A 23,581-nucleotide genomic window follows, 5' to 3' on the forward strand; every position below is an offset into this window, starting at 1 on the left:
TGAGCAGCTCCCGCGGTAACGCGATCTCGCTGTATGAGACAGCATGGTGGTCCAGGAGCCTCACGAAGAGCTCTAATCGCCGATCCCACACTTTGGATCGGTCGAACGTCCAGAAGTGGCTGCTCCCAATTCTCTACGGAAGCTCAGAAGGTGAGCTAGCAGACACTGCCGGCATGCCCGAGTTGGCAGTGATCGAGTCAGCTGTCGAACTAGCCAACAACACTGACGTCGCGATTGACAGCGAAAAGATCGCGCGGCGCATCGAATCTCTCCGCACCGGATCCATGTACAGGTCCGACATGAAAGACAACGCTCCGAGTTGGGGTAACACTGCTGTTGCAATAAAGGTGTTGCGGAGCATTCGCGTCGAACCTCCGGCCGCCGTGGTCAGCGCCGCAGAAAAGGCTCTCATGACCTCGCTCGACGTTCGGAAGCCCGACAATCTCGTGGATCAAGTCATTCCGTTGATGGCAGTCATGGACGAAGACGCGAGGCGCCGCCATTCGACAAAGGTCGCCGAGCAGCTTTCTCACATAAAATCTGAGTTGCCCTCGATGTCGGCACTCGACAGGGTCACATCGGTCGCCATGATTCGTAATTCGCCGCTAGGACCCGAGACTACCGACTGGCCTTCCTTGCTCGTCTGCAAAGATTTGCCAGTCACCGCGCACGGTGCGGCATTCACCCAGGACAGAGCTGCCGATTCTCGCCTAACTGCGAACGCGGTCGACGCGGGCTGCTTGTCGGAGTTCGAGCCGCCACCCTGGATGCAGTCTGGTTGGCCGAGCCTTCAGGCGGTCACCAGTTCCCCCCAGGCCTCGGTCGCGGGCTTGCGTATTGCGAAGGCGCTTTCCATGACCGAGGAATACAGGAAACCGCTGACCGCGCAGCTTACGCAGACCTGGTTACCCGCCCTTCAGTCTGCGAAGCCCGACGGAGCCGGTAACCTCGTCAGCGTAAACGCGTTGATTGGACTCCTCAATGCAGACTCAAAGGCGTTGCCCTCTCGCAAGTTGGGTGACGTGCGTGCGGCGATTCAGGACGATAAAGGGCTTCAAGGGATCCCCCTTCTGCTGAGCGCCTGGGCCGAGGGAGCGCGGCTATCGCCCCCCGCAGCGGTTGACTCTGACGCCGAGCTTGGCACCAATATATTCGTTGCGGCGCGCGAGGAACTGAAGTTCCGACTGACCGGCGGCGAAGGTTATCGAACACGGGCGACGTCAGTCCTACAGAGGCTTGCAATCGGGGACGGGACGTTCAGGTTCGAGGTCAAGCCGGGCAACGCCGAGACGAACCAAGCTTCTCCTATTGCGACTGCTATCGCAGCCTGGATAACTCAAAGCAAGGTGGACGTCGAATCGCTGCGCGGCTCGGGCGCCTGCACACAGGAGCTTTTATGCGGCGCCCCTCCGCAAAACACAATGACCGTGGACACCCCGTTGCTTGCGACCTCGGCCGTGCTGACCTCAGCGACGGGAGACACGAAGTCTTTCCCGCTCGCCCTGTAGAAGCGGTACGTGCTGTCAGCAGCTGACACGACCCACCGCCGCCGCCTCGACGGCGCCAGGAAACCCCTCTCAGATGGCAGAAGGATGAGTGGGCCGCGGGAGTGCGGCGTCGGTAGTAGGCGGGGCGCAGTTGCGGCAGCGACCCGGGGACGTAAGCGTCGGTACCGGCCGGGCGCGCGGTGGGCACGATCTGCTGCCACTGCGGAGCGCTCAGTTCCACGAGGGACTTGGCACCGGCCGCCCCTCCGCTGATCCTCGTCAACGTCGTGCGCCGCGATCGGCAGAGCCTCTCCGGTTGTTCGGATGACGGTTGCGGTGACCTGGTTGGTGGGTACGACCTGAATGTCGGACACGTGGGTACGCTGCACCGGCGGTGGCCCCAACCAACTCCGCCGCACCGCGGCCACCCGCACCGACGGGTGGCACCGTCGGTCGTTGCCCGTATCCGCAGACGAGAGGCGAACCCACACCATGACCGCAGTACCAGGCCAACGGTCTACTGCTGTTGCGGGTTCGGCGGATGCCGAGCAGGCAGCGGAGGAGGACCTGCGGGCGTTGTTCGGGCAGTCCATCGCCGTCTTCGCGTCTCTGGCCGGGCCATCGCACCTGGTGGAGACGGCGAACCCGGCTTTCTTCGCCACCATCGGCGAAGAGCGGGCCCGGGTCGGGGTGGCGATCGCCGAGCTGATGCCCGAGCTGGCCGGTCAGGGATTCATCGCGCTCCTGGACCAGGTCTTCCGCACGGGTCAGCCACACACCGGCCGTGACGTCCGGGTCGTGCTGGGCAGTGGCCCGCAGGCGCGGGAGGCGTTCTTCGACTTCACCTACGAGCCACGTCGGGACGCCGACGGCAACGTGACCGGGATCCGTGTGCTCGGCGTGGAGACCACGCAGGTCAAGCATGCCCAACGGCTGATGGCCGAACACCGTGCCCTGCTGGAGCAGATCGCCCGTCAGGCGCCCCTGGCCGAGGTGCTCGACGGGATGGCCCGCTGTATCGAGAACCTCGCACCGCAGGAGGTGCTCGTCTCCGTCCTGCTCGCCGATCCCGACGCCCGGCACCTGCGCCACGGCGCCGCGCCGAGCCTGCCCGACTTCTACAACCAGGCCATCGACGGCATCGCGACCGGCGAAGGTGTCGGCTCGTGCGGCACCGCCGCCCACCGGCGGGAACCAGTCATCGTCACCGACATCGCCACCGACCCGTTCTGGGACGACTTCCGGGACCTGGCCGACCAGGCTGGATTGGCGGCCTGCTGGTCCACGCCGATCCTGGCCCGCGACGGCGGCCTGTTGGGCACCTTCGCGATGTACCACCGCACCCCGCGCGTCCCGCAGGACACCGACCTCGCCCTCACCCGCCTCTTCGCCGGCACCGCAGCCCTGGCCATCGAACGCCACCACATCGAGCAGGCGAAGCTCGCCGCCGAGGCACGCGCCAAGTCGGCCAATGACGAACTGGCCAGGGTGCTGCGCCTGGAGCGGGAACTGCGCGCCGAGGCCGAGCAGCGCGCCACCGCCGCCGCGGAACTCGCCACCCAGATGCGTGCCGCCGCGGCCGCGCAGGCCGCCACGCCGCACCCCGAGCACTGCCAGCTCGGCGGCGCCGCCGGGTGCACCGCGCCGGCCGAGGTCAAGATCGCCGATTCGTGGGGTGACGCGGCGTGGGGCTGCCCCGCCCACGTCGAGGAGGCCATCCTCAACGTACGGTCGGTGTTCATCGCCAGCGAGGAACTCGGCGGCCTGGCCGCCTACCTCAACCGGTGATGACTGCCGACACCGCGCTCGGCTTCGGCTACAAGCTTGAGTGGCTCGCCATACGTGACCGGGACGCCGATGCGGTCGCGGCCGCAGCCGCGCTGAACCTCAGCGGTTCCACGCATTCGGTTAGTCCGCCTCACACCAATGAAAAGGGAATCTCAGGAGATCTTTGGCGTAGCGGCTCAGGGGCGGTCGAAGGATTGTTCGCCGAGGGCCCGCAGAAAGTCGAAGTTGTCGGCGGTGGCCGTGCCGGGTTGAGGCCGGAAGATGACCAGGCGCTGACCAGTGGTGGTGCTGAGAACGAAGTCGCACTGTACGTCCAGCCGTCCGGCTTGCGGGTGGACGAGGATTTTGCGGGTGGTCTGTAGCGGGGCGACCTGCATGTCGGACCAGTACCGGGCGAATTCCGGGCTGACGGTGGTGAGATCGGCGATCAGTTGTTCGGACACGGGGTCGTGGCCGCTGCGGGCGACGGCTGCGCGTAGGTCGGCGACGTATCCGCGGCCGATCGCCTCGTGCTCCTCCGGCACATTGAGCGCACGGGATTCGGGGTGGGTGAACCAGCGCCAGGTCACGTTCGAGTGCCGGTCGCCGCCGTCGGTCCAGGAGCCCAGCAGCGCGCGACTGAGGGTGTTCTGGGCGAGGATGGTGGTGCGGTCGTCGATGACGTGTGCGGGCACCGTGGTGAGTGCGTCGAGGAGAAACATCATCGCGGGGTCGACGTACCCGCTGACGGTGGAGGTCGTCGGCGCGGGATGTCCGGCCAGGCGGTAGAGGTAGTCCCGTTCGTCGACGGAGAGTCGCAGCGCCCGGGCCAGGCTGCCGAGTAGAGCCTGCGAGGGGTTGGTGTTGCGCGACTGCTCAAGTCGTTCGTAGTAGTCGACGGACACGTTTGCCAGGAGTGCGACCTCCTCACGGCGTAGGCCGGGGGTGCGGCGGCGTCCGCGTGGAGGGAGCCCGACGTCAGCCGGGCGGAGTACCTGTCGGCGAGCCCGTAGGAAGTCGCCGAGTTCGGTTCGTGCCATTGACTGCCCTTCCCGGATCGCGGTGCCACCAGCGCTGCTGGTGGCACCGCGAAGATCCCGTCGATGTCGGAAGCTACTCCTGGATCGCGGCCATGGCCGGTCCGGCGTAGCGCTCCCCGACGGCGGCACCGACCGGAGCGGCGGCGCTCAGTTCATCGAGCAAGCCGGCGTCGATCTTGAGCTGCGCGGCGGCGACGTTCTCCTCCAGGTAGGTACGACGCTTGGTGCCGGGAATTGCGGTGACGTGGTCACCTTGCGCCAGCACCCAGGCCAACGCGAGCTGGCCGGGCGTGACACCCGCCTGTTCCGCGATGGCGCGGATCCGGTCCACCAGGAGCAGGTTCTGCCGCAGGTTCTCCTCGGCGAACCGGGGCCAGGTACGACGCCAGTCGTTCTCGGGCAGGTCTTCCAGACCACGAACTGAGCCGGTGAGGAAACCACGGCCCAACGGTGCGTACGCCACGAACCCGATGCCCAGGTCACGCACCGTGTCGAGCACACCATTGGTTTCCACGTTGCGGGTGAACAACGAGTACTCGGTCTGCACCGCTGACAGCGGCGCCGTGGCGTGCGCGGTGCGGATGCTCTCCGGCGACGCCTCGCTGATCCCGAGGTACCGGATCTTGCCTTCGGTGACGAGTTCGCCGAGCGCGCCGAAGGTCTCCTCGACCGGTACGTTCGGGTCGACGCGGTGCTGGAAGTACAGGTCGATGTAGTCGGTGCCGAGCCGGCGCAACGATCCGTCGAGCGACTTGCGCACGTAGTCGGGTTGCCCGTTGGCGCCACCGATGATGCGGCCGGCATCGTCGAACGTCACGCCACCGAACTTGGTCGCGATGACGGCCTGGTCGCGACGCCCTCTCAGTGCCCGGCCGAGCAGTTCCTCCCCGGTGAGCGGGCCGTACATGTCGGCGGTGTCGAACAACGTCACGCCGAGTTCGAGTGCGCGGTGAACGGTTGCGGCGGACTCGGCGTCGTCCGGGGTGCCGTACATCGCGGTCATGCCCATGGTGCCGAGTCCCTCGACCGAGGCCACCAGCCCCTGACCACCGATCGCATGCTTCTGCAAGATCATGTCGTTGTCTCTTCCTAGATGCCACGAGCGCCTTCCGACCGCTCATCACCAGCCTGCGGCAGATCGTCGCCGTTATCGGCGTTCTGCCTATCCCCGGCCCGACAGGGCGACGATCCGACGCAGGCCAGGGGTGATCGGCCCGCAATGCGGTGTCGACCGAGTGATCGGACGATTGCACAGGCCGTCACCCTATTGCTTGACCCTGCAAATTTCCGCCGGTAGCCTTTCGCCATCCATCCATGGATGTCTATTCAGGTAGGTGGACGTGCTGTTGAAATCCATCGCCCTCGCCGCGTCCGTCGTCGGCGTACTGGCCACCGCCCTGAACCTTCGAAACGCTTCTCGCCGTCCTCGACGTCCAGCCGAGTGTCCTTGAACAACGGCCCTCCTGGAACGTGGTTCAGCTTCCGCGGTTCGGGTCGGTGAGAGCGTTCCAGTCCTCGGCGCTCGTCGGAAACGGACCCCAGTGCGGCAGATAGAAGGGTCGCCGCGGCGGGTCGGCCACCGTGAAGGGCTTGAACGCCGGATCCGCGATCACCCGGTAGACGAACTCGGCCGTCGACATGTCGAGTTGGTGCCACGGCTCGATGCCGTCCCACCGGGCGACCACAGGCCACCTATCGGGCTCCACTGCGCGGTCCGCCAGCCAGTAGTACTCCCCTTCGGTCTGATCGCTGCCCCACTGGATCAGCCCCGGCCCCTTGTCGGGCTCGTACACGTCGTAGGGGGCCCACAACTGCGCGGACTCCTGCCGGGCCGCCCACTGCCGACAAGAAGCCCAGGTCCGAAGCAACGGCTGCGCGTGGTCGTCGGTCGGCCGGAGAAGGTCCAGGTACGCGTAGAACGCACCCGGCACGAACCGCCGGCACAGCTCTTTGAAGTCCGACGGCAGCACGACCCCCAACTCGGCCTCGACCTGCTCCCAGCCGGCATCACCCTCAGGATCGTGGCACCATCCGGTCACCTCGATGATGCGGTCGATCCACGTCTGCTGATCACTCACGGCCGGTAAAGTAACAGTCACCCGCTTGCTGGCCGTGGCTGCACTCGGCTGCCGTGCGCACGCAGAAGGGGTCAGGGCGTCCACCGTACGCCCGGATTCACCCGCCCGGACCAGTCGAAGACGGCCATGTTGTCCCACTGGTTTCCGGTGCCGTTGATGTTGGCCGGGTCCCAGCCGTTGCCGCGGACGGCGTACCAGGTCGGTTCCCAGTAGAAGACACCGATGGCCCCCGCGTTGCGGGCGGTGTTCTGCACCCAGTCGAACTCCTGGGCCTGCCCGGCCCAGGTCGCGCTGATCCCGTCACAGGTCGCGTCGCCGATGGCGTTCGGCTCGCTGTCCGCGTTGTTCCGGGTGAAGGGGTACGCGGTCTCCACGATCACCACCGGTTTGCCGTAGCGCCCGCGCAGGTCGACGATGTTGTTGTAGAGGTTCGCCAGGGTGCCGTGCCACATGCAGTAGTACGACTGGGCGGTGATGTCCCACTGCACACCCTGGGCACGGATGCCGTCGTAGAACCATCGGGCGTTGGCGTTGCTGTCGGCGTTGGCGGTATGGATCATCACCGGGATGCCGCTGCCGCACGCCTTGGTCGCGTTGTAGCCCTGCTTCAGGAGACCGGCCAGCGGCGCGAAGTCGTTGTTGACGGCCTTGCCCTCGTTCCACAGCATTCCGACGTTGATCTCGTTGCCGATCTGCACACTGTCCGGTGGGGTGCCCTGCCCTCGGAGGCTGGAGCAGACGTCGTAGGTGAAGGTGTAGACGTCGGTACGCAGTTGGCTCAGGCTGTGGCCGGCCCAGGCGGCCGGCTTGTACTGCTTTCCAGGGTCGGCCCAGGTGTCGGAGTAGTGGAAGTCGACGAGCACCTTGAGGCCCTTCGCCCTGGCCGCCCTCGCCTGACCCAACACCGCGCTCTTGTTGTTGTAGCCGCTGATCGGGTTGTTCCAGACGCGTAGCCGGACGTAGTTGACGCCGACGGACTTCAGGATGTCCAGCGGGTTGCGGGCGACCCCGCCGGCGTCGTAGTAGCTGGCGCCGAGATCCAGGCTGCGCTGCAACGAGGAGACGTCGGCCCCCCGCATGGTGAGCGTGTTCGCGGCGGAGACGGGCGCGGGCGCGCCGGCGAGCGTGGTGGCGACGGCGAGGAGGCCGGCCGCGACAGCCCCGATCAGGGCCCTGCTGCGGCGGTGGTGGGGTGTGGCCGGATGTGTGTTCACGAGGCTCCTTCAGCCCACGGTGCAGGGGGCGCCGTTCAGCGAGAAGCCGGTCGGCGGCGCGTCGCTGACACTCCACCGCCCCTGGACGCCGAAGGTCGCAGAGCCGTTTGGCGCGAGGATGCGGTTCCAGTCGACGTTACGAGCGGTCACGGTGGTCCCGGTCTGGCCGATCGTGGCGTTCCACCCCGAGGTGACCTGCTGGTCTCCGGGGAAGCTGAAGGTGACGGCCCAGCCGTCGATCGCTGCCGCCCCGGCGTTGTGGACCGTCGCGGTGGCCACGAAACCGCCCTGCCACTCGGCCTGGTTCCGGTAGGTCACCCGGCAGGTCGAGGGCGGCGGGGGCGTCGGAGTGGTCGTGGTCGTGGGCAGGGTGACCGTGTTGGACGCGATCGACACGTTGCCCACCGCGTCCCGGGCCCGCACGTAGTACAGGTTCCGCAGCGGCGTCGACGCAGGTAGCGGTGTCGTGTACGTCGTACCCGGCACGGTGGCGACCAGTTGCGAGGTGAACCAGCCGTCGAACCGGTAGACGTTGTACCCGAGCACGCCGACGTCGTCCGTCGACGGCGACCAGGACAACGTGCCGGTCGAGGCGGTCACCTCGCCGACGGTCAGGTTCTGCGGCGCGCTCGGCGGGGTGGTGTCCGGGCCGGTGTCCGTCACCGGTGTGACCACGGTCAGCATGTCCGACCAGTTCGAGCGTTGCCCGAGGCTGTCCCGGGCGATCATTCGGAACGACAACTGCATGCCAGGCCCGACGTGGGCGGTGATCGTGGTGGTGGTGACCGCGCCGGCGTTGGCGCTGAGGACGACATCGCCAAACTCCTGGTAGTACGTGATGTCGTAGCCGGTGATGGCGCAGCAGCCAGACGTGGCGGCCGTCCAGGTGAGGGTGACCGACGTGCTCGTGACCTCGCTGGCGGTCAGGTTCGTGGGCGGGCTCGGCGGGACGGGCGAGGTGCTCGGCGTACTGGTCGGCGTCGGCGGGGCGGTGCCGGTCGGCGCTGCGACGGACACCGCGGCCCCACCGGGCGCCGGAGCGACCCCCGGGTACGCGGCGGGCGCAGCGGTGCCGGCGTCGGCTGCCGGCGCGGTGCTCAGAGCGGTGCCGAGCACCGCCGTCGACAGCACGACGGCGGTCAGCAGACCCGGCCGCAGACGGCGGAACAGCGAGGACGAGCGAACGCCGGTCATACGTCGACCATGCAGCAGGAGATCGATGATCGCCAACGTGTCTCACGCCTCGGCCGATGGCCGGCCCGGCTGCTGGTGGGTCGTCGCCACCCTTCGCCTTGAGGAGCGTCCTGGTGAGGCGGCGATTCGCTGGGAGCGATACCAGTGGGGCAAAATACAACCCTCCCGATCGTTACACTCGGCGGAACGCCGGCATCGCCGCAGACCTCGACCTGCGCCAATCCCCATCGAATGGAGACGCCTGTGACCCGCGACAAGGCGGCACCCCCCGGTATCGACCCGAACATTCCCAGCGTGGCCCGGGTCTACGACTTCTTCCTGGGCGGCAAGGACAACTTCGAGGTCGACCGAAAGGTCGCCGAGCACGCCCTGCGGATCACACCGGACGGGCCGGCAGCCGGCCAGGCGAACCGGGCCTTCCTGCGTCGAGTGATTCGCTTCCTCGTCAGCGAGGCGGGCATCGACCAGTTCCTCGACATCGGATCGGGGCTGCCCACCCAGGGCAACGTGCACGAGGTCGCCACCGAGCAGAACCCGAAGGCTCAGGTGGTCTACGTGGACAATGACCCGATAGTCCTGACGCACGGGCGGGCCCTGCTCGCCGCGGAGGGCACCGCGACGGTGATCCAGGCGGACATCCGTGAGCCGCAGGTGATCCTCAACCACCCGGACGTACGCCGGTTCCTCGACTTCGACCGGCCGATCGGGTTGCTGCTCTTCGCGATCCTGCACCACCTCGGCGACGACGAGGACCCGAAGGCGGTGGCGGCCGCGTTGATCGACGCCCTACCCTCCGGCAGCTATGTCGCGATCTCGCACTTCCGCGACCCGGGCGAACGAGACCCGGAAGGCTCCCGCAAGGCCCGCGAGGTCGAGCGGATCTTCAACGAATCGTTGGGCACCGGCCGCTGGCGTACGGACGAGGAGATCCTCTCGTTCGCCGACGGGCTGACGGTGCTGGAGCCGGGACTGGTGCCGCTCGCCGAGTGGCGTCCGGAGCAGGACGCGCCGGCTGCGGTGCAGACCGACACCTATCACACCTTCGTCGGGCTCCTCGCCCGCAAACCGTAGGCGCCGTCACCCGTTGAGGTCCGTCGGCGGGAGCGCGCGCCCCGCCGACGGATCCACGCAACATCTGGCCCGGCAAAACATGCCCCCATGCCTCCGTACGCCGTGCTGGCAGGTGCATCCCGGCGGCCGACATGACCGGCTGGCTTGGATACGGTCATCCATGTGGACCGCCATCAACTGACCGCCCTGCTGGTGGGCGGGAGCAGCGCCGACGCGATGTGTCGACACGCGCTTCACCACGGCGCGGACTTCACCATCGCCGACGGTGCGATCCCAGCGAGTCACCTTGCCCAGGTCTACGACCGCCGAGAGCGGCACTGCCGAGAGCGTGAGATCGTGACGCTTGGCTTCCGTGAGGCCGTCGAACGCCTGCAAGACGCGAGGGACCAGGTGGTGCGTCTGGGCTGGGTCAGTGCCGCAGAACCGCGCTACCACTTCCAGCTCTTCCTCACCGAGGACTTGTCTGCGGTCATCGCGTGCGTCGGCGTTGACCAGGCACGCCGAAACGACGGGCAGGACTGACCGCTTCGGGGTGAGCCCAACCACCACGGGAACCTGATGACCCCCTACTGCCCAGGTTCCAGTACGACGACTGGGATCTGACGGCTGGTCTTCCGCTCGTAGTCGGCGAAGCCTGGATACGCGGCCTTCTGCGCGCTCCAGATCCGTTCCCGTTCGTCCCCGGCGGCAACTCTGGCGACCAACTCGACCTTGTCCGTACCGATCTCCGCTTGGGCCTTCGGGTTAGCGAGCAGGTTGTGGTACCAGTCGGGATTGGTGGGCGCACCGCCCTTGGAGGCGAACACGGCATAGCCGCCGTCCACCTTCTGGTACATCATCGGGTTCACGCGAGGCTGGCCGCTCTTGGCACCGACCGTGTGCAACAGCAGCAGCGGAGCGCCGGCGAACTGACCGCCGACCTGCCCACCATTGGCGCGAAACTCTGCGATGATCTTGTCGTTCCAGTCGCTCATGCCTTCTCCTCGCCCCGCGCACCGGCTCCGTCAGCACGATTCTGACAGCCCCAGGCGCCCACTGCCTGCTTGCGCAGGCGGCAGTCGCCAGGTGCGCCGACGCGTCCACGCCAGGCTGCCCGAATATCTCCGAACGGAACCGATTACTCCGGCAGCACAAGCGCCACGACGTGACCGTCCAAGTCCTCGCCCGACGCCGCCGGACGGCTGGTCGTGGTCCGGCTGTCCTCGTCTCGGTCGGGCGCCGTACCTGTTGCTGTCGAGGGCGGTAATGGCAGGGCGAAGCTCGCCCTTTGGTCCTAGAGTGCGATCCATGTCGGGCCGACGGGAACGCATACGTCGAGAGCTGGGCGGCTTCCTCAAGCAGTACGGCCGCAGTTCTCGATCTCGTAACGGGATGGATCCCAACGATCGCCAGTACAGCCGCAAATTGGAGACCCAGATCAAGCGGCTACGCCCCGAGGACCTCGACTGTCTGATGCGTGACGACGAAGGCGACGCCCAGTAGCAGGCACCAGAGCCTTTGGCCGGCGCTCCTTGCCCCCAGACAACCGACACGGAGGCCCTGACCCGCCGTTCCAGCGAGGTGTACGCGGCAGACCGCATCCGCGGACCGCTGACAGTGTCGTAACCGCCGGCGACCCTCCTTTGGGAATGCGGACCGAGCCTGTCGGCCTCTGCCGGAGGTCAGCGGCTGGCATTGGGAGCAGATCGATTGTGCCGTCGCCCGCCCGGTTGGACCCACGTGTGTGCTCACCTCCGCTCAATTCGCGTGGTTGACGGTTGGACGGCCGCCAGCGGATGATCGAGCGATGTGTCGCTCGGGTCAGCGAGCCGGGACGCTGGTTCTCATGGGCAACATGATCGCCGTCTTACCGTGGCTTTAGGAGAGCGGATCTGATGAAGTTTCTTCTCACGTCGTCGGGCATCTGTAACCCGAGCATCTCCGACGCGCTCGTCGACCTGCTGGGCAAGCCGATCGCCGAGTCCACGGCTCTGTTCGTCCCCACCGCTGTCTATCCCTTCCCCGGCGGAGCGGAGAGGGCGTGGAAGGCGGTCCACGGCCAGGCTTCGATCCCGCTGTCCCAGCTCGGCTGGAAGTCCCTGGGGTTGTTGGAGCTCACCGCGCTGCCGACCATTCGACAAGAGAACTGGGTCCCCGCGGTCCGGGAGGCCGATGCCCTCCTGGTCTGGGGCGGCGATGTGCTGTACCTGACCTACTGGCTGCGCCAGTCGGGCCTGGCCGACCTCCTGCCGTCGCTGAGTGACACGGTTTATGTGGGGGTCAGCGCCGGGAGCATCGCGGTCACCCCGTACAACTGCGACGCCGAATTCGACAGTCAGTTCGTCCCTGACGGCAGCGACATGGCGCAGGGCGCCGACCGGGCGCTGGGGCTGGTGGATTTCACGCTGTACCCCCACCTCAATCACCCGGACATGGAAGACACCGAACTGTCCAACATCCAGAAGTGGGCGTCCGGAATCCCGGTCCCGACTTACGCCATCGACGACAACACCGCCATCAAGGTGGTCGATGGCAGCGTTGAGGTCATCTCCGAAGGAGACTGGGAACTGATCAACCCCTGACCGAGACGTCAGCCGAGCCAGCCCTAGACAGGGCGGGCCGACACCTCACAGGTGTGGGTCACAGGCCGGTTCGCCCGTCGATGCACTCGCGCAGGAGGTCGGCGTGGCCAGCGTGCCGCGCATACTCCTCGATCACGTGGACAAGCACGTCGCGCGTGGCGTGGCTGCCACCATCGACCGGCACCTCGCGGCCCAGGTCGGCCTCCTCGAGGGCGTCGAGCCATTCGTCGGCCTTGGCGATCTCGGCCTTCCAGGTTGCAAAGGCGTCCTTCACCACCGCTGGGTCGGGGACCGCGCCCCCGAAGTCCCAATTCGGGTCGTCGTCGTGCTTATAAAGGCACGGCGCGTCGGTCCGCCCTTGCAGCACGCGCTGGAACCAGTGGTTCTCCACCTGAGCCAGATGGCGGACCAGGCCGAGCAAGCTCAGGGTGCTGGGCGGTACCGAGCGTCGGCCGAGCTGCTCGGCGTCCAGTCCGTCGCACTTCATCTCTATGGTCAGACGGTAGTTGCCGAGGTACTCCCGGTAGGTCGCCTTTTCGCCGACGGGCTGACCGAAGGTCCTGGGGTCGCCCCCGGGGGCGGTCCACAGTTTGCTCACGGCGCCACCCAATCGCGGCCGGAGCGCACCAGTCAAGTGCGTTGTGGTCCCCCAACTTCGACGGCCACCAGGAGGGGTTCGACCGCCGCTCGCTCTCGTCACCCATCTCGGCTCCAGTACCTCCCCGGATAGCCTCAGCGCATGCGTTACCTCACCCGGCCGTTCATCCTCGGCGCGCTCGGCCGCAGGAAAGGCGTTGAGCAGTTCGTTGGGGCCATCACGCTGGCGGGCGTCCGAGGCATTCGCTTGGTCGCGGTCTGGCCCTGGCAGGACGGCTACAACGTGTCCGTCCACGACCTACAGGACCTGGACGACGAACACTGCCGCGATCTTCTCGTGTTCCCGCCCCTCGACCCGGAAGACGAGGACGACACGGGCTACGGCCACGTGATCGACCACGTTCAGGACCCCGCCGAAGCGTTGGAGCTGGCGGAGCGGGACACCGGGGCCTCCCCTGATCGGTGGGTCAACCACGGGGTCGCCGGGGAGGACTATGCGGACTTCGTGGTGGCGAGGCGAGCCCAGCACCGACCCTGACCGTCGGTTCGACTGTCAGCTTGGGAATCGGGTTGATCTGCACGGTGGGTAGTGACGCCCTCGTGCAGCGTTAGACGGAACGTGTCCTATTCGGCCAGTGGAGCGCACCTCAGCTGACCGGCGTTGACCGCTGCATCGGGCACGCTGCGGGCACAGCTGGCTGAGTGCCTACGCTGATGTCCATGGAAGGCATCGGGGCTGGGGCCATGTTGCTGTGCGGCGCGCTGAGTTGCCTGTTCGTCTGCCTCATGGTTTGCGCCGTCGCTGCGGCATGGGCCACTCGGCCCGAACGTAGGCGCTGACCCCACAGCCTGACCTCTGCGTCCCGAAAGAACAGTCACGGTCGCTTCACCTGCACCCGCACGTGCCTTGGCCTGCGAGAACGGTCCACCAACGTCCGTGCAAGTCCCGCGCGAACCGGTTGTCACCCAGTTCGGCACTCACCATCTTTGCTGATGCGGCGCCACGTCATCGAGTGGTCGACGCCCGCCCCGCCGGACCACCACCAACACCGGCACCCGAACCCATGCGGGTGGAACGCCGCGTCAGCTGATCACCGAGGTCGCTCGATCCACCACCAAGGTCATCGCTAGATTCAAAGCTCGTAAACCAGAGCTCCCACGACGAGCAGCCGCCCCGCTCGCCCGTCCAGCGCAAGGAGTAACAGCCCGGTGAGCTTTCACATGCACCTGCGGGCCACGGCCTCCAACGAGATCCCACAGGATTTCACGTCGCTGCTCGACTTCATGTGGTCCGCCTGGGAGACCCATCCGGAAGAGTACGCAGCTGGTATCGCCGGTTCCATCGAGAAGGACTTCGGCCACGTCGACGAGCTCTACACCATGGGCACGGACCAGGGTGACGCCACGACTGCCGCCAGCACTCTGCCGATCTTCGGCGGCCGTCACATCTGCAGCCCGGCGAAGGACCAACCGCCGTTCGTCATCCTCAACCCCGCCGAGACGCGAGGAACGGCCGAGTTCCTCCGCATCGTCTCCTTCGACGAACGCTGGCAGATCGCAGGGGCGAAACTCTCCAAGCCATACGTCGGCTGGAAGGACGAGAACGCGGCCAGGAACATCTTCCTCGGCTACCACAACGACCTACGCACCTTCTACGCGCGGGCCGCAGAAGCCGGACGCGCCGTGATCAAAGCCTTTTGGTATTAGACGCGTCGGGCAACGCAACCCAGAAGAAGTAGCCGCTGGATGTGCAGCTGGCTACCCTGACACAAGATCGTCTAGCCGAACGTGTCACCCAAGCCCCGAGACTGATCTGTCAGGCAGGTCCTGAGACCCGACAGTGCTACCCGTCTCATGTCGTACTCCGGATCATGGGTTACACCTCGGCTCCAGTTGATGGGTTACACGATCTTGCGCTCGCCGGCTACTGGTCGTGAACCTCCCCATTGGGACGCGAAGGGCCTCATCGACAGCCGCTGTGGCACGCTGGCCGGCGTGACGGACTTCCAGGCGCTTCTGGATGCAGCGGCGGTTGACCCCAGATCTCCGGCGTGGAACAAGATATGGACGCAGTCGTGCCACCAGGACACCTGCGATCCGGCGAGTGCTGTACTACTGCCGTGGCTGGCCCGTACCTGCGCGGCCTTCCCCGCCGAGGATCGGGAGAAGGCTTTGGTCCTCGCCGGATTCATCGCAGTCGACGCCGACGCCAACAGCCGCACACTCCACGCCGACGACATCGCCATGCTGCGCGCGCTGACCCTGGACACCCTGGCGACCGGCACGGCGAGCGACGAGATGTTCGTCTACCTTCTGCAGGCGGTCCTCGGCTTTGAAGGCGACGAGACCTGGGGCAAGGAACTGGACCATCTCAACGACGGCGAAGTCGACGTCCAGTGCCCGGCGTGCGACGAGGAGCTTCTCATCGAACTCGAATCCCAAGATTCGCCCGTTGAACCCGGTCTCTCCTCCCCGCTCGCTGCACGCTTGCACTCGACGGCCGTGCAGGCGGGACGCGCATCGGTAGCGACTGGACTCACGTATCTGTTCGGACGAGTCACCTGTACCTCGTGCGGGGCGACGTTCCCGCTCGCGGACCACCTGGCCGGCCACGCACTCTAGACGTCCGCGCCCGACGGCATCAGGCAGCCAGCCCAGCCGCCATCCTGGCAACCGCTCTTGAGACGCGTCGCCACGAGCATCGTGTCCCGGGCGGGGTTAGCCGATTGGTTACCTCCCGTAACAGCGCCACTGCATCGGCAGGCTAACTGTCACCCATCAATCGGAACCGATGCGTCACGCATCAACTGAAGCTCGACAGCCAGCTGGCGGCTGTCCTGCCGAATGCCCCCCAGGTCAGTGAGGAGAAAGCAGGTGGTTCGGCAACGGACGACCACGCTACGGTTCGCGGATGAGCATCCTGCCCGGCGCGACGAAGAAGTCGTTCGCGGGTCGCGATCTTCGGCATCACACACTTGATGGGCACTCGTTCAAGTTGTGTGACTTCCGTGGCGCCGACCTTCGGGGCGCCTCCCTCCGCGGTGTCAGCTTCTCTGGCTGCGATCTGCGGGATGCCGACCTGCGTGACACGGATCTGTCCTACGCGCGGTTCAGCCACGTCGTGACGCACGATCCGGAGTACGGACGCACGGACGTTACCGGGGCCCGGTGGAACGGGGCCAACCTTCGAGGCGTCACCGCCGAGCGCGTCATTGGATGGCCGCACGGCCTCTCAGACTCCGGGGTCACGTCCGGTTGACGTGTCGGCACCCGGTGCTGCTCTGGCGCTCGTCGAGGATGCCAGTGCGGCCCTTCCTGCCGGATCGCTGGCCTCGACCTCGGTTGACCGACGGCAAGGTCGCCGCCTACCTGACCAAACCGGTGGTCCTTCAGCTCTCGCCGGCGCTGACGGCTGGCAGGTCGAGGTAGGCCAGCAACCTCAGAACACCGGCGAGGTGTTGCAGGTCGTGCCAGAGCACCGGCACGTCGTCTGCCGGACGGCGCAGCAGTGCCTGTAGCTCTGCCACGTCGTCACTACTCTGCCCGACGTCGATCCCCGACTTCGGAACGTCTCTCGATTCGAATGCGGTCCCCAGGTCGACGTTCCAGTAGAGATCGACACCGACACGGGACAGATCGATCTCCGCGCCGAACCGCTCCTCCACCATGTCCAGCAGCACGCCGCACACCCGGCGAAGGTCTTGAACCTTCAGCACGTCCGTCACGGTTCACGCCCTCCCGGCTGCGCCACACGCAGACGCAACGATCCCGGCTGCTGCACAGGCAGCAAAAAGGCCATCCCCAATGAAGAGAATGACCTTTGACCTGCGCGAACTGAGAGTGGGCGATGCTGGTATCGAACCAGCGACCTCTTCGGTGTGAACGAAGCGCTCTCCCACTGAGCTAATCGCCCTCAGCGCCACTGACTCTACCCGATCGTGGAACCGGACCGGAAATCCGGGGTCAGTGCGTCGCGAGGTACTGCATCGCCTCGGCCACCACGTCGATGCCGAGGCTGTACTTGAGGGACAGCCAGACCACCGTGGCCACGAAGACCAGGCCGACGGAGCCGAGCACGATTCGCACCAGCAGCGATTGTCTCGTTACCCAGCGTGTCCATCCGTGGACGTGGCGGCGGGTGAAGCCGAGCAGTCGGCGCGCCCAGTGATATTCGACGGCCCAGATGCCCAGGCCGGCGATCACCAGCAGCCAGCCGGGCCCGGGAAGCGGGATGAGGGCGATGCCGATGGTCACCACCAGCGCGCCGGCGATCGCGATGAAGATCTTGAGTGCGATCCGGCCGGTGGGGTTGGCGCGGATGAGGTCGAGGGTCAGCGAGATCCGCTCACGCCAGCGGGGCGGGCGCGGCCGCTCCTGCACGGCGATTCCGCCACCACGGCCAGCGTCGGCGTCGCCACCGCCACCAGCACCGGTGCCGCCGCCACGACCGGTGCCATCACCACCGGGACGACCGGCGTCGGACGCCGGCCGACCGGCCGGTTCGGGCTGCTCCATCGGCACTCCGTACCCCCGCTTTTCGGCTGTTCGGACCGCGACTTTCGGCGGGACGGGCGCCGCCGCCGGATCCACTGAGGATTGCTTCGTCACCATTTCACCCCCCAGTGTCGCTCGGGCCCGTCACTGCAACGGCCGACTGGACGTTACCGGAGTAAGTCGACGACTGAGCCACCCGATACCGGGCGGGATCACGCACTGGGCAGAACCGGAAATCCTACATGAATGCTCACATTCACGCGGCCTTTCCGTCCCCCTTCCCACCACTGGGTGAAGTCAGCGTATGGCGGAGCGTAGCCAGGAGTAGCACCTGAGTATGGGAAAAGCGGGACACGCGCGTTCCGCAGCGGTGCCGGGGGGAGAACGTCCATGAGTGTCATCCGACCGACGACCGTAGAGGTCGAGACGTCGCTAAGGCTCGTCGCACCTGACGCCACCGCCTTGCCGGTGCGTGCCAGTCTGCGTTACGACCCTGCTGACCCGTATGCGGTCCATGTCCTGTTCCATGCCGAATCGGCAGGGGGCGAGGCGGTGAGTTGGTCGTTCGCTCGCGAACTTCTGGTCACCGGCCTGGACGAGCCGGCCGGCATCGGGGATGTGCGGGTCTGGCCCTGGGCCACACCGCGCGGCGACTTCGTCGCGCTGGCCCTCTCGTCACCGGACGGCAACGCCCTCTTCGAGGTGCCGCGCAGCGTCCTGGTGCGTTTCCTTCGACGGACCTACGTCGTCGTCCCGCGCGGCCGTGAGGCCGAGCACCTGGACGTCGACACGGCGGTGAACCGGCTGCTCGCCGGTCGCTGACCGCCCGAACCTGCAACACCGGCCACACCGGGGCCGCGCGGATCTGCCGAGTCCGCGCGGCCCCGGCACACACCCGAGGTGTACGCGGACAGTGCGCCCCGGATCGGCCGGTGCTCAGCCGTGCGTGGTGATGCCGCCGTCGACGGGAATGACCGCCCCGGTGAGGTACGCGCCGGCGCGCGACGAGAGGTAGATGGCCGTGCCGGCCATGTCCTCGGGGCGCCCGATGCGGCCCAGCGGCACCTGCTGCTCGATGGCGGCCCGGCTCGCCGGGTCGTCGAGCGCGAACGCCATCATCTTGCTCTCGAACGGGCCGGGTGCGATCGCGTTGACGGTGATCTGCTCACCGGCGAGTTGGTGGGCGAGGCTGCGGGTGAGCATGTGCACGGCCGCCTTGGTGGCCGAGTACGCGTACACCTCCATCATCGGCACCCGGATGCCGTCGATCGACCCGATGTTGATCACGCGGGCCGGGTCGTCGGCGCTGGCGGCGGCGCGCAGCGCCGGCAGCAGCGCCGTGGTGAGCCGGAAGACGGCCTTGACGTTGACCGCCCAGAGCTTGTCGAACGCGGCCTCGGGGTAGTCCTCCAGCGGTGCGCCCCAGGTCGCGCCGGCGTTGTTGACCAGCACGTCGAGGCGGCCGAAGCGCTCGCGCACGGCGGCGGCCAGCGTCTCGGCGCCGGCGTCGTCGCTGAGGTCGGCGGGGATGGCCTCGCAGCGGCCCTCGGCGGACAGGGTGGTGGCGACCGCCTCGCAGACGTCCGCCTTGCGCGACGAGATGATCACGTGTGCGCCGGCCCGGACGAAGCCCTGGGCGATCATCAGCCCGATCCCCCGCGAGCCGCCGGTGACCAGGACCGTCTTACCTTCGACCGAAAACAGCTGCGTCATGCCCATCCCATCGCGAGTCGGCGGGTGCCGCCGGCCGGTCGGGTGACCGGCGGATGCCGGGCGGACCGCGGACCGACGGCGCTACCGCCGGGTAACGTAGCCCGGCCGCCGGGAGCGGGACAAGCCCGCAGCTTGCCGCGGATTCCGCTAGGAACGTCGATCGGGATGCGGTGACCTGCGGTTCGAGCTACCGTCGCAGGCGATGGTCTCCACCGATCCCTCCCCCGCGCCATCGATCGGAACGGCGTCTCCCGTCACCGACGAGATAGCCACGTTCGCGCTGGCCGATCTTGCCGGTGCCCCGGGCTGGCGTCGGCCGGTGATCGTCGAGCGGGAGCTGTTGATTCTCACCACGCGTGGGCACGGCGACGCGGAACTCGACTTTCACCTGCTGCCGTGCCGGCCCGGCACACTGCTGCGGGTCCGCCCCGGCCAGGTGCTGCGCTGCGCCGGCCCCCAGTTCGACGCCACAGTGGTCGCCTGGGAACCCGAGGCGCTGCGCGACTTCGACGTCGACCTGACCACGACCGCGACCTGGCGGCAGTTGGCCGGTGAGGACGAGGACGCGGTGATCAGCGAGGTGAGCCAGTTGGCGGTGGACTGTCGGCGGCACCCCGACGGCCCCACCGCCCGTGCGCTGCTCCGGCATCAACTGGCCGTGCTGCTGCTGCGGCTTGCCGTGGCCCACGACGACCGGTCGCCGTCCCGACCCGAGGACGAGACGTTCCACCGGTTCCGCCGCCAGGTGGAGCATGGCTACCCGCACACCCGGCGGGTGGAGGACTACGCGGCCGAACTCGGCTGCTCGGTACGGACCCTGACCCGGGCCTGCCTGGCCGTCACCGGTCGCAGCGCCAAACAGGTCATCGACGAGCGGGTCGCGTTGCAGGCCAGCCGGTTACTGACCGCGACGGATCAGCCGATCGCCCAGATCGGCCGGCGGCTCGGCTTCTCCGAACCCACCAACTTCGGCCGCTTCTTCACCCGCGAGGTCGGGGTCAGCCCCGGCGCGTTCCGGGCCGCCCGTGATCAACCGATGGCCGGCCGGGTGGTCCGACCGCGACCGCCGGCCGAGTCGACCGGCGTCAACGGCGGCTGGTTCCGCACCGGCACCCCGGGCGAACCCGCCAACGGCGGGCACGCCACGAGGTCCGGGCCGCCCGCCGGAGGGCCCGGCGGCACCGGGCGGGCATGATGGCAGGGTGCAGATCTCCGCGCGCGGCGACTACGCGGTACGGGCGGCGTTGAGCCTCGCCACCGCGTACCCCTCGCTGCTGTCTACCCAGGCCATCGCCGCGGAGCAGGACATGCCCCGCAAGTTCCTGGAGGCGGTCCTGGCGGATCTGCGCCGGGCCGGCATCGTCCGCGCCCAACGCGGCGCCGAGGGCGGCTACACGCTGGCCCGCCCGCCACGCGAGGTGACCGTCGGCGCGGTGCTGCGCGCCGTCGAGGGCCCGCTGGCCGGGGTACGCGGGTTACGCCCCGAGGAAACCCGGTACGAGGGTTCGGCGGAGAACCTGCCCGGCCTGTGGGTGGCGGTGCGCGCCGCCGTGCGGCGGGTCGTCGACGAGGTGAGCCTCGCCGAGATCGTCAGCGGTCGGCTGCCCGCGCACGTCCGCAAGCTCACCGCGCTGCCCGACGCGTGGGAGCCGCGCTGACGCCGGCCGGGCAGCCTGTCCTCAGCGGCCGAAGAGCTTGTGCAGCCAGGCGAGCTGTTCGAGCTGGTGGTGCGCCTCGCCACCCTCGTGGTCGTTGAACTCGTACACGCGCACCTCCTTGTCGCCGCCGTAGCGGTGGTAGGCGGCGAAGCAGGTCGAGGGCGGGCAGGTCTGGTCCATCATCGCGATGGAGAACAGCGCGGGCGCGGTCGCGCCGGGCGCGAGCACCGCGGCGTCGACGTACGACAACGTCCGGAACACCTGGCCGCTCCGGTCCCGGTGGAGCGAGAGATACTCGACGATCTCGCCGTAGGGGCCCTGAGGGGCGACCTGGACACCACGCGGGAAGTCACACAGGAAGGGCACGTCGGGCATGGCTGCCGCGACGCCCGGGAACAACGCGGCCACCGCCAGCGAAAGGCCGCCTCCCTGACTGATGCCGGTGACGACGACCCGGTCGGGGTCGACGGCGGGATGTTCCTGAGCGGCCTGGGCGAACCGGACCGCGTCGGTGATCAGCCTGCGGTAGTAGAAGTCGTCCGGGCTGGTGACGCCGCGGGTGAGGAAGCCGGGAACGGTGCCCGACGGGTACGGGTGCGGGTCGGCGGTGACGCCGGTCGCGGCACTCCAGCCCTGACCCCGGGTATCCATGATCAGGTGAGCGAAGCCCGCCGAGGCCCAGAACAGTTTCTCGTGTGCCAGGCCACGGCCTCGGCCGTACCCGAGGTACTCGACCACGCACGCCAACGGCTCGGTGGCATTCGCCGGCAGGTGCAGCCAGCCGTGCACCGGCTCGCCGCCGTAGCCGGGAACGCTGACCGAGAACGTGTGGATCTGGGTGAGGCCGGTGTGGACGGGTTCGTACGTCGCCGCCGCGGCCCTGTCGGCACCCAGCGTCCGCTCCCAGAAGGCGTCCAGGTCGTCCGGAACAGTCAGGTCGGGTCGGTACGCCCAGCAGTCGGCGAGGGTGAGATCGCTCAGAGCCACAGCTTGGCCTCCAGGACAGCAGGTTTGTCGGTGGGTGTGACGGGCCGCCGTCGGTCCGCACAGGACCGCCGGGCGGTGGGGCGTTCGGGAGCCGCTACCGGGCGTCCGCCATCGCCGACGCGAACCAGCCGGTGATGGTGCTGGGGTGGGTGATCGCAGTGCCCACCACCACCGTCCACGCCCCGGCCCGTAGCGCCTGCGCCGCGTGGGCCGGTGTGTGGATCCGGCCCTCGGCGACCACCGGCACGTCGATCGCGGTGGAGAGCCGGGCGACCAGGTCCAGGTCGGGGCCGGGCTGCTTGCTGGTGTACGCGGTGTAGCCGGACAGGGTGGTGCCAACCAGGTCGGCTCCCGCCGCCGCGGCGGCGATCCCCTCGGCGAGGGTGGAGCAGTCGGCCATCACCAGAGCCCCGGTCAGCTCGTGGACGGCGGCGATGGTGTCGCCGAGAGTGCGGCAGTCCGGTCGGGGTCGCGCGGTGCCGTCGAGAGCGACGACGTGCGCGCCGGCCCGCGCCACGGCCAGCGCGTGCTCGAGCGTGGGGGTGATGAAGACGTCGTCGTCCCCGTCCTTCCACAGCCCGATCAGCGGCAGGTCGACCGCCCCCCGGATGGCCGCGATGTCCGCCAGGCCCTGGGCACGGATGCCGGCGGCGCCACCCTGGGCGGCGGCGAGGGCCACCCGGCGCATCGTGTCCGGGCTGCGCATCGGCTCACCGGGGTACGCCTGGCAGGAGACGACGAGGCGGTGGCGGAGGTGCGCGATCAGCTTGTTCATGCGGTGCCCTCCCAGGCGAGTGAGGCGGCGCCGAGAAGTGGGGCGTCCGATCCGAGGGTGGAGGCGAGCACGGGCACGTCGACCAGGCTGGGCAACGTCTCCCGCCGCACGGCGTCCCGAAGTGCCTGCCACCAGAGGTCACCGAGGCCGGCGACCCCGCCGCCGATGACGACCGCGGCGGGGTCGAGCACGTTGACCAGCCCGCCGACCGCCGAGCCGACGGCGGCCCCGCCGAGCAGGACCACCTCCCGGGCGGTGGCGTCGCCGTCCGCGGCGCGCGTGGCCACCGCGCGCAGGTCGTCGACCGGCCGGCCGGTACGCCGGACGTACTCTTCGGTGAGGCCGGGCCCGGAGGCGATCGCCTCCAGGTGCTCCTGGCCGCCGCAGGTGCACGCCAGCCCTGCCGCGTACGGCGAGGGCTGGTGGCCGGCGTGGCCGGCCGCGGAGTGGGCACCGGCCAGCACGGTGCCGCCGATGACGAACGAGGCGCCGATACCGGTGCCGACCGCGATGAAGAGCGTCGTCTCGTGGCCGACCGCGACGCCATGACGCGCCTCGCCGAGGGCGTGCGCGTGCACGTCGTTGATGACGGAGACGGGCAGGTCCAGCAGCGCCCGCAGTCGGCCGCTGAGGTCCGTGCCGGCCCAGCCGGCCAGGGCGTCGGTGGCCGAGAGCACCCGGCCCGTCCGGTGGTCGATCACACCGGCACTACCGACTCCGAGGGCACGGACGTCTGTCCCCGTCGCCCTCGCCCGCAGCCGACCGACGAGGTCGGCCGCGGTGTCGAGGATGGCGGTCGCCCCGGCCCGGCCAGGGGTGGGCGCGGTGATCCGGTCGACGACCTCACCGTGACGCGTCACGATGGCGGCAGCCGTCTTGGTGCCCCCGATGTCGAGCGCGGCTACCGCCTCGTCGACGACCGGGGGCTTGCGTGCCTCGGACATG

25 protein-coding genes and 1 tRNA gene are annotated in these 23,581 nt (G+C 68.2%); 12 read left to right on the forward strand and 14 right to left on the reverse strand.

The features are described from left to right. Positions 1-173: 173 nt before the first annotated feature. Positions 174-1,508 (forward strand): hypothetical protein, encoded by a 1,335-nt coding sequence (locus tag ABTW72_RS15415; RefSeq protein WP_350859093.1) that lies wholly within the window; start codon positions 174-176, stop codon positions 1,506-1,508. 471 nt (positions 1,509-1,979) lie between these two features. Continuing rightward, positions 1,980-3,275, forward strand: coding sequence for a GAF domain-containing protein (locus ABTW72_RS15420; protein ID WP_350859095.1), 1,296 nt, complete (start codon positions 1,980-1,982; stop codon positions 3,273-3,275). A 176-nt stretch (positions 3,276-3,451) separates the two neighbouring features. Here ABTW72_RS15420 and ABTW72_RS15425 read toward each other — a convergent pair whose 3' ends face one another. The 5 genes from ABTW72_RS15425 to ABTW72_RS15445 form a co-directional block, all read right to left on the reverse strand. After that, the gene (locus tag ABTW72_RS15425; protein ID WP_350859098.1) at positions 3,452-4,294 is read right to left on the reverse strand and encodes a helix-turn-helix domain-containing protein; all 843 of its coding nucleotides are present in this window, start codon (positions 4,292-4,294) and stop codon (positions 3,452-3,454) included. A gap of 73 nt (positions 4,295-4,367) precedes the next feature. After that, on the reverse strand, positions 4,368-5,369 hold the full coding sequence (locus ABTW72_RS15430) for an aldo/keto reductase (RefSeq protein ID WP_350859100.1): 1,002 nt from the start codon (positions 5,367-5,369) through the stop codon (positions 4,368-4,370). Between the two features lie 400 nt (positions 5,370-5,769). Further along, a complete protein-coding gene (locus ABTW72_RS15435; protein ID WP_350859103.1) occupies positions 5,770-6,372 on the reverse strand; it encodes a hypothetical protein in 603 nt (200 codons plus the stop codon). 71 nt (positions 6,373-6,443) lie between these two features. Continuing rightward, positions 6,444-7,586 (reverse strand): glycoside hydrolase family 53 protein, encoded by a 1,143-nt coding sequence (locus ABTW72_RS15440; protein WP_350859106.1) that lies wholly within the window; start codon positions 7,584-7,586, stop codon positions 6,444-6,446. A gap of 9 nt (positions 7,587-7,595) precedes the next feature. Continuing rightward, positions 7,596-8,780 carry a cellulose binding domain-containing protein gene (locus ABTW72_RS15445; protein WP_350859109.1) on the reverse strand — a complete coding sequence of 395 codons (1,185 nt, stop codon included), beginning with the start codon at positions 8,778-8,780 and terminating at the stop codon, positions 7,596-7,598. 243 nt (positions 8,781-9,023) lie between these two features. On the opposite strand from ABTW72_RS15445, the gene ABTW72_RS15450 reads away from it, so the two are divergent. Together ABTW72_RS15450 and ABTW72_RS15455 are read left to right on the forward strand one after the other, a co-directional pair. Further along, entirely contained in the window at positions 9,024-9,851 is an 828-nt protein-coding gene (locus ABTW72_RS15450) for an SAM-dependent methyltransferase (protein ID WP_350859112.1), read from the forward strand. Between the two features lie 144 nt (positions 9,852-9,995). Beyond that, positions 9,996-10,373: a hypothetical protein gene (locus ABTW72_RS15455; protein WP_350859115.1), complete on the forward strand. Its 378-nt coding sequence runs from the start codon at positions 9,996-9,998 to the stop codon at positions 10,371-10,373. A gap of 44 nt (positions 10,374-10,417) precedes the next feature. Here ABTW72_RS15455 and ABTW72_RS15460 read toward each other — a convergent pair whose 3' ends face one another. Then, entirely contained in the window at positions 10,418-10,825 is a 408-nt protein-coding gene (locus ABTW72_RS15460; RefSeq protein ID WP_350859118.1) for a nitroreductase family deazaflavin-dependent oxidoreductase, read from the reverse strand. Between the two features lie 900 nt (positions 10,826-11,725). On the opposite strand from ABTW72_RS15460, the gene ABTW72_RS15465 reads away from it, so the two are divergent. Then, on the forward strand, positions 11,726-12,412 hold the full coding sequence (locus tag ABTW72_RS15465) for a Type 1 glutamine amidotransferase-like domain-containing protein (protein WP_350859121.1): 687 nt from the start codon (positions 11,726-11,728) through the stop codon (positions 12,410-12,412). A gap of 58 nt (positions 12,413-12,470) precedes the next feature. Here ABTW72_RS15465 and ABTW72_RS15470 read toward each other — a convergent pair whose 3' ends face one another. Next, the gene (locus ABTW72_RS15470; RefSeq protein WP_350859123.1) at positions 12,471-13,010 is read right to left on the reverse strand and encodes a DinB family protein; all 540 of its coding nucleotides are present in this window, start codon (positions 13,008-13,010) and stop codon (positions 12,471-12,473) included. A gap of 141 nt (positions 13,011-13,151) precedes the next feature. Here ABTW72_RS15470 and ABTW72_RS15475 point away from each other — a divergent pair, with 141 nt between their 5' ends. From ABTW72_RS15475 to ABTW72_RS15490, 4 genes are all read left to right on the forward strand, one after another. Continuing rightward, the gene (locus tag ABTW72_RS15475) at positions 13,152-13,547 is read left to right on the forward strand and encodes a hypothetical protein (protein ID WP_350859126.1); all 396 of its coding nucleotides are present in this window, start codon (positions 13,152-13,154) and stop codon (positions 13,545-13,547) included. A gap of 671 nt (positions 13,548-14,218) precedes the next feature. Continuing rightward, positions 14,219-14,716, forward strand: coding sequence for a DUF1877 family protein (locus ABTW72_RS15480; protein WP_350859129.1), 498 nt, complete (start codon positions 14,219-14,221; stop codon positions 14,714-14,716). Positions 14,717-14,905: 189 nt separating this feature from the next. Continuing rightward, positions 14,906-15,631 carry a hypothetical protein gene (locus ABTW72_RS15485; protein WP_350859132.1) on the forward strand — a complete coding sequence of 242 codons (726 nt, stop codon included), beginning with the start codon at positions 14,906-14,908 and terminating at the stop codon, positions 15,629-15,631. 289 nt (positions 15,632-15,920) lie between these two features. Then, the gene (locus ABTW72_RS15490; RefSeq protein ID WP_350859135.1) at positions 15,921-16,268 is read left to right on the forward strand and encodes a pentapeptide repeat-containing protein; all 348 of its coding nucleotides are present in this window, start codon (positions 15,921-15,923) and stop codon (positions 16,266-16,268) included. Positions 16,269-16,398: 130 nt separating this feature from the next. Here ABTW72_RS15490 and ABTW72_RS15495 read toward each other — a convergent pair whose 3' ends face one another. From ABTW72_RS15495 to ABTW72_RS15505, 3 genes are all read right to left on the reverse strand, one after another. Next, on the reverse strand, positions 16,399-16,734 hold the full coding sequence (locus ABTW72_RS15495) for a hypothetical protein (RefSeq protein ID WP_350859138.1): 336 nt from the start codon (positions 16,732-16,734) through the stop codon (positions 16,399-16,401). Between the two features lie 116 nt (positions 16,735-16,850). After that, a tRNA-Val gene (locus tag ABTW72_RS15500) sits at positions 16,851-16,922 on the reverse strand. A 50-nt stretch (positions 16,923-16,972) separates the two neighbouring features. After that, complete coding sequence (locus tag ABTW72_RS15505; protein ID WP_350859141.1) at positions 16,973-17,620, reverse strand: PGPGW domain-containing protein; 648 nt, start codon at positions 17,618-17,620, stop codon at positions 16,973-16,975. Positions 17,621-17,893: 273 nt separating this feature from the next. Between ABTW72_RS15505 and ABTW72_RS15510 the strand changes: the two genes are divergently transcribed. Continuing rightward, the gene (locus ABTW72_RS15510; RefSeq protein WP_007457244.1) at positions 17,894-18,325 is read left to right on the forward strand and encodes an SsgA family sporulation/cell division regulator; all 432 of its coding nucleotides are present in this window, start codon (positions 17,894-17,896) and stop codon (positions 18,323-18,325) included. A gap of 114 nt (positions 18,326-18,439) precedes the next feature. Here the strand turns inward: ABTW72_RS15510 and ABTW72_RS15515 are convergent, their stop codons facing one another. Beyond that, entirely contained in the window at positions 18,440-19,216 is a 777-nt protein-coding gene (locus ABTW72_RS15515; protein WP_030333678.1) for a glucose 1-dehydrogenase, read from the reverse strand. 202 nt (positions 19,217-19,418) lie between these two features. Between ABTW72_RS15515 and ABTW72_RS15520 the strand changes: the two genes are divergently transcribed. Next, complete coding sequence (locus tag ABTW72_RS15520) at positions 19,419-20,411, forward strand: helix-turn-helix transcriptional regulator (protein WP_350859144.1); 993 nt, start codon at positions 19,419-19,421, stop codon at positions 20,409-20,411. A 7-nt stretch (positions 20,412-20,418) separates the two neighbouring features. Further along, positions 20,419-20,874: an RrF2 family transcriptional regulator gene (locus ABTW72_RS15525; RefSeq protein WP_030333674.1), complete on the forward strand. Its 456-nt coding sequence runs from the start codon at positions 20,419-20,421 to the stop codon at positions 20,872-20,874. A 21-nt stretch (positions 20,875-20,895) separates the two neighbouring features. On the opposite strand, the gene ABTW72_RS15530 is transcribed toward ABTW72_RS15525, so the two are convergent. The 3 genes from ABTW72_RS15530 to ABTW72_RS15540 form a co-directional block, all read right to left on the reverse strand. Then, complete coding sequence (locus ABTW72_RS15530) at positions 20,896-21,861, reverse strand: acetylxylan esterase (RefSeq protein WP_350859147.1); 966 nt, start codon at positions 21,859-21,861, stop codon at positions 20,896-20,898. Positions 21,862-21,955: 94 nt separating this feature from the next. Continuing rightward, entirely contained in the window at positions 21,956-22,636 is a 681-nt protein-coding gene (locus ABTW72_RS15535) for an N-acetylmannosamine-6-phosphate 2-epimerase (RefSeq protein WP_350859149.1), read from the reverse strand. Beyond that, the gene (locus tag ABTW72_RS15540; RefSeq protein WP_350859152.1) at positions 22,633-23,580 is read right to left on the reverse strand and encodes an ROK family protein; all 948 of its coding nucleotides are present in this window, start codon (positions 23,578-23,580) and stop codon (positions 22,633-22,635) included. The genes ABTW72_RS15535 and ABTW72_RS15540 overlap by 4 nt, the downstream gene beginning before the upstream one ends. Between the last annotated feature and the right edge of the window lies 1 nt (position 23,581).

Origin of the sequence: Micromonospora sp. NPDC127501, from assembly GCF_040302185.1 — a bacterium.
In the GTDB taxonomy this organism is placed as follows: Bacteria; Actinomycetota; Actinomycetes; order Mycobacteriales; family Micromonosporaceae; genus Micromonospora.